Origin of the sequence: Collinsella sp. HCP3S3_D1, assembly GCF_052064015.1 — a bacterium.
Classification (GTDB): domain Bacteria; phylum Actinomycetota; class Coriobacteriia; order Coriobacteriales; family Coriobacteriaceae; genus Collinsella.
On record NZ_JBQHWK010000016.1, the window covers coordinates 43,525 to 52,838 of the forward strand.

General features: G+C 45.8%; 8 protein-coding genes. 2 read left to right on the forward strand and 6 right to left on the reverse strand.

The window, feature by feature from the left end:
• Positions 1–64 precede the first annotated feature (64 nt).
• On the forward strand, positions 65–1,171 hold the full coding sequence (locus ACTNDJ_RS06705) for a glycosyltransferase family 4 protein (RefSeq protein ID WP_441083471.1): 1,107 nt from the start codon (positions 65–67) through the stop codon (positions 1,169–1,171).
• Positions 1,172–1,239: 68 nt separating this feature from the next.
• Here ACTNDJ_RS06705 and rfbB read toward each other — a convergent pair whose 3' ends face one another.
• The 3 genes from rfbB to ACTNDJ_RS06720 all read right to left on the reverse strand — a co-directional run bounded on the left by rfbB (position 1,240) and on the right by ACTNDJ_RS06720 (position 4,306).
• Entirely contained in the window at positions 1,240–2,259 is a 1,020-nt protein-coding gene (gene rfbB / locus ACTNDJ_RS06710) for a dTDP-glucose 4,6-dehydratase (protein WP_441083472.1), read from the reverse strand.
• Positions 2,260–2,271: 12 nt separating this feature from the next.
• Positions 2,272–3,171 carry a glucose-1-phosphate thymidylyltransferase RfbA gene (rfbA, locus tag ACTNDJ_RS06715; RefSeq protein WP_441083473.1) on the reverse strand — a complete coding sequence of 300 codons (900 nt, stop codon included), beginning with the start codon at positions 3,169–3,171 and terminating at the stop codon, positions 2,272–2,274.
• Positions 3,172–3,316: 145 nt separating this feature from the next.
• The gene (locus ACTNDJ_RS06720) at positions 3,317–4,306 is read right to left on the reverse strand and encodes a glycosyltransferase (RefSeq protein WP_441083474.1); all 990 of its coding nucleotides are present in this window, start codon (positions 4,304–4,306) and stop codon (positions 3,317–3,319) included.
• A 58-nt stretch (positions 4,307–4,364) separates the two neighbouring features.
• Here ACTNDJ_RS06720 and ACTNDJ_RS06725 point away from each other — a divergent pair, with 58 nt between their 5' ends.
• On the forward strand, positions 4,365–5,834 hold the full coding sequence (locus ACTNDJ_RS06725) for a lipopolysaccharide biosynthesis protein (RefSeq protein WP_441083475.1): 1,470 nt from the start codon (positions 4,365–4,367) through the stop codon (positions 5,832–5,834).
• 111 nt (positions 5,835–5,945) lie between these two features.
• On the opposite strand, the gene ACTNDJ_RS06730 is transcribed toward ACTNDJ_RS06725, so the two are convergent.
• The 3 genes from ACTNDJ_RS06730 to ACTNDJ_RS06740 form a co-directional block, all read right to left on the reverse strand.
• Positions 5,946–6,575, reverse strand: a complete 630-nt coding sequence (locus tag ACTNDJ_RS06730; RefSeq protein WP_441083476.1) for an acetyltransferase — start codon at positions 6,573–6,575, stop codon at positions 5,946–5,948.
• Between the two features lie 2 nt (positions 6,576–6,577).
• A complete protein-coding gene (locus tag ACTNDJ_RS06735; RefSeq protein ID WP_441083477.1) occupies positions 6,578–7,699 on the reverse strand; it encodes a DegT/DnrJ/EryC1/StrS family aminotransferase in 1,122 nt (373 codons plus the stop codon).
• Between the two features lie 96 nt (positions 7,700–7,795).
• On the reverse strand, positions 7,796–9,314 hold a 1,519-nt coding region (locus tag ACTNDJ_RS06740), incomplete at its 5' end, for a hypothetical protein (protein WP_441083478.1).

Genomic DNA, 9,314 nt, shown 5'->3' on the forward strand with positions numbered 1-9,314 from the left:
GCAAAGGATAACTATGCGACGAATATTAATTGTCAGCGCATACTACTCCCCTCACATGGGGGGAGTGGAGAGGTACACCGAAAATCTCGCAAAAAAATTGACTGAGCTTGGCAACAAAGTTGTTATACTCACTTCTTCCAATTCCGAGCGAAGTAACGGAATCACTAGTGACAACGACATCTCTTTGATCGAGGTGCCCTCGTTGTCTCTAATGAATGACAGATTTCCTATTATCAAACCTATACCAAGCACATACCGGATTTTTAATCAGATAATGAAACTGTCCATTAGCGACATCATTATCAACACTCGCTATTATCCAATCTGTCTCCTTGCATGCAGGATTGCTGTAAAGAAGCACATACGGCCGGTTTTGATTGACCATAGCTCAGGATACTTGTCTACAGAAAAAAGTCCAATGGGTTATCTCATGCGATTGTATGAAGGACTGTCAACAAAAATCATTTCTAGAAGCAAACCGGTTGCATGTGCAGTTTCGAATCGAAGCTTACAGTGGATAAAAAGCTTGGGGTTTTCACCCCATTCCGTAATACCCAACTCGATTGATGCTGATGCATACTGCTTATCTGCATCAAAAAGAGACTGGGATTCTGAGCTTAATATATCTCCTGACGCATTTGTCGTTGCATATGCCGGTCGCCTGATTGAGGAAAAAGGCGTCATGAAGGCAATAGAAGCAATTGACGGCATTCATGGCAAAAACATTCATTTGATTATTGCGGGCAGTGGTCCATTAAATACAGCGGTGTCCAACGCGCAAAATGAAAGAATCCATTTTGTCGGAAGATTAAATGAACCTGACATGTCATCCTTGCTACGCTATGCTAGCTGTTTTCTTATGCCTAGTGAATATCCAGAGGGCATGCCAACCGTTCTTCTTGAGGCTGCAGCTCAAAAGTGCGCAATCGTGGTTAGTAATTGCGCAGGCGCATCCGATATCATCCCCGAAAGCAATTTCGGTACAGTTTTGCAAGACTGCGCAATTGACTCTATTAAAAAGGCTGTCCTTGTATATTTCGAAAACCCGGATTTACTTTTTGAGCACTCTCATAATGTTCATGATCTAGTCTGCACGCGATTCACATGGAGTCAGACCGCCTTGAATCTATGCACAAATGTCCTAGATACGCTATCTACTAACAATAATTGAGGGCACTTGGCGGCTATTTAATCCCCCGTTGCCCTCAACCCATCAAAACAATAATCCTTTAGGGCACGCTACTGCCCCTGTGCCCTGTACCTAGCCTCGGTGGCCTCCTTGGCCGGGCGCCACCAGGACTCGTTGGCGACGTACCATTCGATGGTCTGTCTGAGCCCCTCGGCGAAGTCGGTGTGCGCCGGCCTCCAGCCGAGCTCGCGCTGGAGCTTGGTCGAGTCGATGGCGTAGCGGCGGTCGTGGCCGGGGCGGTCGGCGACCCAGTCGAAGTCCTCGGGGTCCTTTCCCATCGCCTCCAGGATCATGCGGAGCACGGTGATGTTGTCCCTCTCGCCGTCGGCGCCGATGAGGTAGGTCTCCCCCATGCGGCCCTTGGTCAGGATGTCCCAGACGGCCGAGGAGTGGTCCTCGGTGTGGATCCAGTCGCGGACGTTCTCGCCGCGGCCGTAGAGCTTGGGGCGCACGCCGTCGACGATGTTGGTGATCTGCCTGGGGATGAACTTCTCCACGTGCTGGTAGGGGCCGTAGTTGTTGGAGCAGTTGGAGATGGTCGTGCGCAGGCCGTAGGTGCGGGTCCAGGCGCGCACGAGCATGTCGGAGGACGCCTTGGTGCTCGAGTACGGAGAACTCGGCTTGTACGGCGTCTCCTCGGTGAACTTGGCGGGGTCGTCGAGCGCCAGGTCGCCGTAGACCTCGTCGGTGGACACGTGGTGGTAGCGGACGCCGTGCTTGCGGACGGCCTCCAGCAGGCGGAAGGTTCCCTCGACGTTGGTGCGCAGGAACGGCTCGGGGTCGGCGATGGAGTTGTCGTTGTGGGACTCTGCGGCGTAGTGCACGATGGCGTCGTGGCCCGGGACGATGCGATCCAGCAGCCCGGCGTCGCAGATGTCGCCCACGACGAGCTCCACGCGGTCGGCGGGCAGCCCGGCGATGTTCTCGGGGTTGCCGGCGTAAGTCAGCTTGTCCAGGACGGTCACGTGCACGTCCGGGTGGTTGTCCACGACGTAGTGCACGAAGTTGCTGCCGATGAAGCCGCAGCCGCCCGTGACGATGATGTTCTTGGGTTCAAAGGTCTCAGACATGAGGGGTTCTTCCTAGTACTCGCGCGGGCTGTTGACGATCTCGCCGGCGGCGACCTTCTTTAGGTGCCGGCCGTAGACAGACTTGCCATAAGCCTTAGCAGCCTCTTCTAGTTCTTCGGTATCAATCCATCCATGCTCCCAAGCAATCTCCTCGGGAACCGAAATCGGCAAATCCTGACTATGTTCAACAGCCCGAACAAACTCAGATGCCTCATGGAGGCTCTCCATAGTACCGGTATCAAGCCAAGCATAGCCCCGGCCAAGAGTAACTACAGAAAGCGTTCCATCCTTAAGATACATGCTTATGAGATCAGTAATCTCAAGTTCACCTCGGGCCGACGGCTTGACCTTTTTTGCTCTTTCGGCAACATCTCCCGGATAAAAATAAAGCCCTGTGATCGCATATGAAGACTTAGGATGCTCTGGCTTCTCTTCAATTGATACCGCTAGACCATTTTCGTCAAACTCGACAACACCAAAACGCTCCGGATCATCTACATGATAGCCAAAGACCGTTGCGCGACCAGCTTCAGCATTATGAACAGCTCGAGTCAAATGTCGAGACAGTCCATTGCCATAGAAAATGTTATCTCCAAGTACAAGGGCGCACGGCTCGCCATCAATAAAGTCTTCTCCAATTGTAAATGCCTGAGCCAGGCCATCGGGGCTCGGTTGCTCCGCATAAGACAGCCTGACACCATAACGAGAGCCATCTCCAAGCAAGCGTTTAAAGTTCGGGAGGTCAACAGGAGTGGATATGACTAAAATATCCCTAATCCCAGCAAGCATCAGAGTTGACAATGGATAGAAAATCATAGGTTTGTCATAAATTGGCAACAACTGTTTTGAGGTCACAAGCGTAAGTGGATACAAACGTGTACCGGATCCACCGGCAAGAATGATGCCCTTCATTAATTAAACTCCCGAGCTGGAAAAACACTTATATAAATAATAATCAAATAGCTAACTTTGCACTATGACGCTGGGTTTCATTCGAATAGTTTTCAATTTAGATATTTGAATATCACTTAGGCATTAATTAACTGTAATAATTCTGCTACTTAGATGAAACCAGGAGCAAAGCCGAATCAATAAGACCTTGTAGTCGCAATTTGTGCAATACAGTTTTCGCAATTAACGCTATCGACAGCTTTACTCTCATTCCATTCGATAGAGACGAAGCAGAAACGTTCAGTTCATGAAACGCATCTTTCGGGCTAATACCTTTTCTAAAAGCATAATCATAAGCCAGCGTGTACTTCTTCCTTTCAATGCCATCAAAAACCGAAGCGGGAAGAAGGGTCGAAAGACTGGTGAGCATCTCGATAATCTTTCTATCGAAAATAGCCGCATGTTCCTTATTTTCGAGTCTTTCTCCCGTCCATGAACTCACGTTATTGACTCGATATCTTCCCATTGCCTCCGGAATGCAAACGACATTTCCCCGTGTAGCCATATAGAGCATAATAGGCCAATCCTCAACGGGACATTTAGCCGGTCGCCACGAGATATAGTCCTGTAAATATGAATTACGGCAGAAAAAACTACACGTCTGGAGCGCTCCGCCGCCTCGTTCAACCAAGTCCGGAAGAGAAAAAAGGCGAGGGGCATCGTACTCATTCACTCGCCCAATAACAGACTGCCTGCCGTCATCGAAAATCTCAACTGAATGAGCACACATAGCGCAATCGGAATGCGAGCTAAGGTATTCGAATTGTCTCTGGAGTTTATTAGCATCCGTCCAGTAGTCATCGCATTCTAGAAGTGCAACATATTCTCCCTTTGCCGAAGGGATCAAATACTCAGCAATGGGAGACTTGCCTTTTGAGTACTGATTTTCATCCGGAAATATCGTTTTGACCAAATTAGGGTATCGACTTTGATAGTCCAATATGACATCACGAGAACCATCTGTAGAGCAATCGTCATAGATAATGATTTCAAAGGGTATATCGGTTTTCTGACAGAGAACAGAATCAAGAGATTCACGAATATACTTTTCATGATTGAATGATAGCATCAGCACGCTGATACCTGGGTTTGACACTTTTCTAGCTCCTTAAAACAGCGCTGAACATAATTACCGATTGGGTTTAGGATAAAGCATGAAAGACGTCTCAACGGAATCACTAAAAGACCGAGCAATCACTTCTTTTGTTTGGAATTTTCTCGAAAAAGCAGGAAGCCAAGGCATCGCACTTATCATCCAAATAGTCCTGGCGCGCCTACTATCGCCGAATGATTTCGGCATTATGGCAATAATGGTTGTCTTCGTTAATATTGGAAACGTGTTCGTACAGTCTGGTCTTAACACAGCAATTATTCAAAAAAAAGATTTAAGCGAATTAGACATTGATACCGCTTTTTGGCTAAGCTTTGCAACGGCAAGCATCCTATATTGTGCATTGTTCTTCTCTGCTCCTCTAATCTCCAGTTTCTATTCGATGGATGCCCTCATAACACCACTTAGGGTTTTATGCCTGATTTTCATTTTCAACTCGATTTACGCAATTCAGGTTGCAATAGTTACAAGAGAACTTGATTTCAAGCGCATATTTAAAGCTAACTTAATTGCAATGCTACTTAGCGGTGCGGCAGGAATCGCAATCGCAGTACTGGGATACGGGGTTTGGGGTCTTGTTACTCAACAGGTCGTATTCAGCATTGCAGGATCAATCGCAATCAGTTTTGAAACCCGCTGGTTCCCAAAACTACAATTTTCTTTCAGTGAAGCAAAGGCGCTGTATTCATTTGGATGGAAGTTGCTCGCTTCGGGATTAATCGAAACGACCTATCAGTCTCTATCAGATTTAATCGTTGGTAAAAAATATAATTCTTCCGCTCTTGGATATTTCAATCAAGGAAAAAAATATCCCATGGTGCTGGGAACAGTTCTCGATTCAACTATTCAACCGATTATGTTATCAACGGTCTCAAGAGTTCAATCTGATATTGATAAAGTTAAAGGCATTGTACGACGGTCCCTTAAATCCTCGGCATATGTCATTTTCCCGCTAATGGTATTCTGCGCAGTGGTCGCCGAACCGTTAATCCGATTTGTGCTGGGCGAGCAATGGGTGGGATCAGCCCCCTATTTTCGTGCCTTTTGCATTGTCTATGCACTATTGCCAATTCATTCAACGAATCTGCAGGCATTAAACGGCATAGGACACACCGATATATATCTCAAACTAGAAATCTTAAAAAAGGTAATTGGTACAGCGATTTTGCTTGTAGCGACCTTCTTTACAAGTGATATAAAGTTTATATGTTACGGCTACATACTTGATGGGCTAATTTCGACTTTTATAAACGCATTCCCCAATAAAAAGTTAATTCACTACTCGTATCTAGAACAAATGAAAGATTTGGCACCAACTATTTTCGCAACTCTAACATCGGCGCTCTTTTCACTAGCCGCAACTGTTGTAATGGATGAATCTACAATTGCTTGCGCAGCAGTACAATTCATTTTAATGCTTGCAGCATATATTGCGCAGTCGATCATATTCAAAAATGACGCTTTTACTTATTTGCAAAATGAACTGATGTCTCGTTTTTTAAAACACGCTTAAAAAATATGAGCTGTAGCCAGATAAAAAAGGCTGCAGCTCATATACACGACCGCTACATGGCCAGGTTAACGAAACAACATCTCTTGCAACGTAAGAAGCTATTTAAATAGATTAATAGCTTCTTTTAAGCACTGCAGGAACTCCTGCATAAAGGCCGCCCTGCTTAAAAGAATCAAGCACAACAGAACCCGCAGCAACAACTGAATCACATGGAACAGAAACGTGGTCAGAAACGCTTGATCCTATACAGAGCCATGTTCTATCCCCAATAATCGTACCGCCACCAAGTGCAACTTTAGGCGAAAGGTGAACGCCTTGGCCAATTTGGCATTCATGCTCAACGATAGCCCCCGTATTGATAATGCAGCCGTCCCCAACACAGGCAAATGAATTCACAACAGCTGATGCCAAAACCACAGAGCCTCTGCCAATGGTTGAAAGAGGACTGACACTCGCATTTGGATGGATAATTGACGGTAGAGAAACGCCCGCGGCGGTCAGTCGCTTGATCTTATTCATGCGCGCGTAGTTATCACCAATTGCAACCACAACACCGCAATAATCGGCAATCATTTGCTCAATCGAAATATGATTTTCATTTATAATTCGAAACCCCGGAATGGGCGAAGGCGAGGCAACGTTCGAAGCAAATACAACGTCCGCATCCGAGTTTAGCTGCAGCAGGCAATCTAATACCGATTTACCGTGACCCCCCGAACCAATAATAAGAAAAGGTTTCACTATCATTCTCCGCGGCCACAATTAAGAACGGTATCGCATATTAAATCAACATCTTCAAGCTTGAGGTCGGCATACATCGGTAAAGTCAGCACTCGATCAGAGACATATTTTGCAACTGGCGTCCGCTCGCTTGAGTACACGCTCCTATAGCAAGCATAATCGTTGATAAGAGGATAGAAATATTTACGAGCGCCGACGCCAACAGAAGCCAATGCGTTGAAAGCATCGTCTCGCGTTGCACCAAATTCTTCGGTAAACACCACGGGCAGATATGCATAATTAGACTGAATATTATCAGCCGGGCAACATACTTGCAGTCCCTTAATTCCATCTAAATGCGACCAATACCGTTCGGCAACCTTCTTACGCTTATTAATTTCATTATCTAGATGACGAAGATTACATACGCCCATAGCAGCACAAAACTCATTCATCTTTGCATTGCCGCCGACATATTCAACATCTTCGGGGCCCATAATGCCAAAGTTCTTCCATTGATTTAGCAGCGGATATAAATCAGCGCATTTCATCGTAATCGCGCCGCCTTCGATTGTATTAAATACCTTTGTCGCATGGAAACTAAACATTGACGCATCACCAAAAGTCGCAACGGATATACCGTTAACTTTCACGCCAAACGCATGAGCTGCATCATAAATTACCTTCAAACCATGCTTGTCAGCAATTTCTTGAATTGCATCAATATCGCATATATTTCCATATACATGGACAGGAACGATTGCACTAGTACGCGGGGTTATCAACTTCTCGATAGAAGAAGGATCGAGTGTATAGTTATCTCTTTTAATGTCAGCAAAAACAGGCGTTAATCCTTTTCGGACTATTGCATGAGTTGTACTGGCAAATGAGAACGGCGTTGTGATAACTTCGCCCTTAAGTTGCATTGCTTCAAAAATGCACTCAAGTGCATTATGGCCATTAGTGAACAACGCAATGTTATCGATATCCAGATAATGTTTAAGCTCATTCTCCAATTTCGAATGCTCAACACCCATATTTGTTAGCCAGTGACTATCCCATAAAGGGGCAATTTCATTAAAATACTCCTCCATCGGCGGCATAGACGAGCGAGTGACAAGGATATTCTTTTTGCTATTTGGCATTTGCTAAAACGACTCCATACCTAATCTTGAATATCGGTACAAATAAAAAGAACCACTTATTCCCATTTAAACAACGGTTAAGGGAACACTCAACCTCTACTTAATCAGAACCACAGTTTGATTCCTCTCGCTTTTATTCGCGTTATTAAAACAGGGTCCAATCAGATTACCAGGCAAAATCTGATGCCACATCTTATTCTCATAAGGGGTATCGCCCCAGAAAAAGCCTATATGACAATCGATGGCCCCATTCGTCTTAAAGAAAATAATATCCCCTTTCTGCGCATAGCCGCTATTTAACATATCTCGAACAGTTCTAAACTCATACATTTTGCAACCAGAGTCACAAGCATAACCATACCAACGCCAGGCATTAATATAGCCTCCCCCACCAGGCCCGCCGGCCCATGGCGAATGCGCGTTATTTCTGCCTATCGCTGCAACATCTCCGCCAACAGCAGCATAAGCATGAGCAACAAATCCGGTGCAGTTCATACCTGTATAGCCATCCCATCTTGGACTTCCGTTGGGATAAAGACATGTGTCATATGAGAAGCCGCCGGAATAACGCGTACCCAGATAATAAGAATCATACTGATGCGAAGTAAGCCATGTAAGCAGGCTGATTCTACTAACCCCAAGAACAGTCGAACTTCCGATTGGATTGTAATAAACCTGCGTAGACTTGGAATGAACCGATCCGTCAGGATAGGTAATATCACAGTACAAAGCATAGTAGCCTGGACTCAAGCCCAAATCGGAAGGGTTAAAGTAGGCATCATTAGTGGTTGATTTCGCCCTGAGAACACCCCATTGACTCCAATCCGGTTTCGCCCAGACAAATTTAAATTCGAAAAGACCAGATCTCTCCGCATCAAGAGTTCCCATATCAGCGCGAACGCCCCATGAGCAATCTCCGTCAGTAGATATAGCTGTAATTCTCGAATAGTCCCAAACACCGATATGAATCTTGCGAGCATTAACCTTGCCGTCAGAGCCGCTCACATCACAATAAATATCATACTCACCGGGCTTATCAGGAGTCCAAGATAGGGAAGCATCAGAACCATTCTGAGCAATGCCCCAATTTGACCAGTTGTTCCTACTCCAAACAAATTTATAGTTTAAGAAGCGAGTATCCCCTGCACACTCCGTTGTAACGGTAACCTCATCGCCAGGCCTGATAAATGTATTGGAAACAGAAATACCGTCATAAGACCAGTCTTCAGGCGCAAAGTAGCAGTCTTTTTTACATGTAAGCGTTTGACCAGTTGTTGTATCAATTACATCAACATAGATTGAAATGTCACCTGTTCGCGAAACAACCCAATTTAATGAAGGTTTATCCTCTCCAGATTCTATAACGCCCCATTCATTCCAATTGTTTCTCATCCAAACGTACTTATACTTAACGCCTCTATTATTACGAACAATCAGATTGGGAGTAATAGAAACTGTATCCCCAGCGGAAACTGACTCATCAGAAGGTTCCACGGAGATCGAAGTGAAATTAGACAAGTTATTGTCCACATGCACGGGGAACTTGCGCGTGGTGACGCGGCCGGCCGAGTCGATGGCGTCCACCCAAATGTTGACGTCTCCGGTCACCTCTGGG

What these genes read in the sequence shown, in the direction of transcription:
- ACTNDJ_RS06735 (WP_441083477.1), bottom strand. Translation starts at nt 7,699, where the DNA reads ATGCCAAATAGCAAAAAGAATATCCTTGTCACTCGCTCGTCTATGCCG.
- rfbA (WP_441083473.1), bottom strand. Translation starts at nt 3,171, where the DNA reads ATGAAGGGCATCATTCTTGCCGGTGGATCCGGTACACGTTTGTATCCA.
- ACTNDJ_RS06725 (WP_441083475.1), top strand. Translation starts at nt 4,365, where the DNA reads ATGAAAGACGTCTCAACGGAATCACTAAAAGACCGAGCAATCACTTCT.
- rfbB (WP_441083472.1), bottom strand. Translation starts at nt 2,259, where the DNA reads ATGTCTGAGACCTTTGAACCCAAGAACATCATCGTCACGGGCGGCTGC.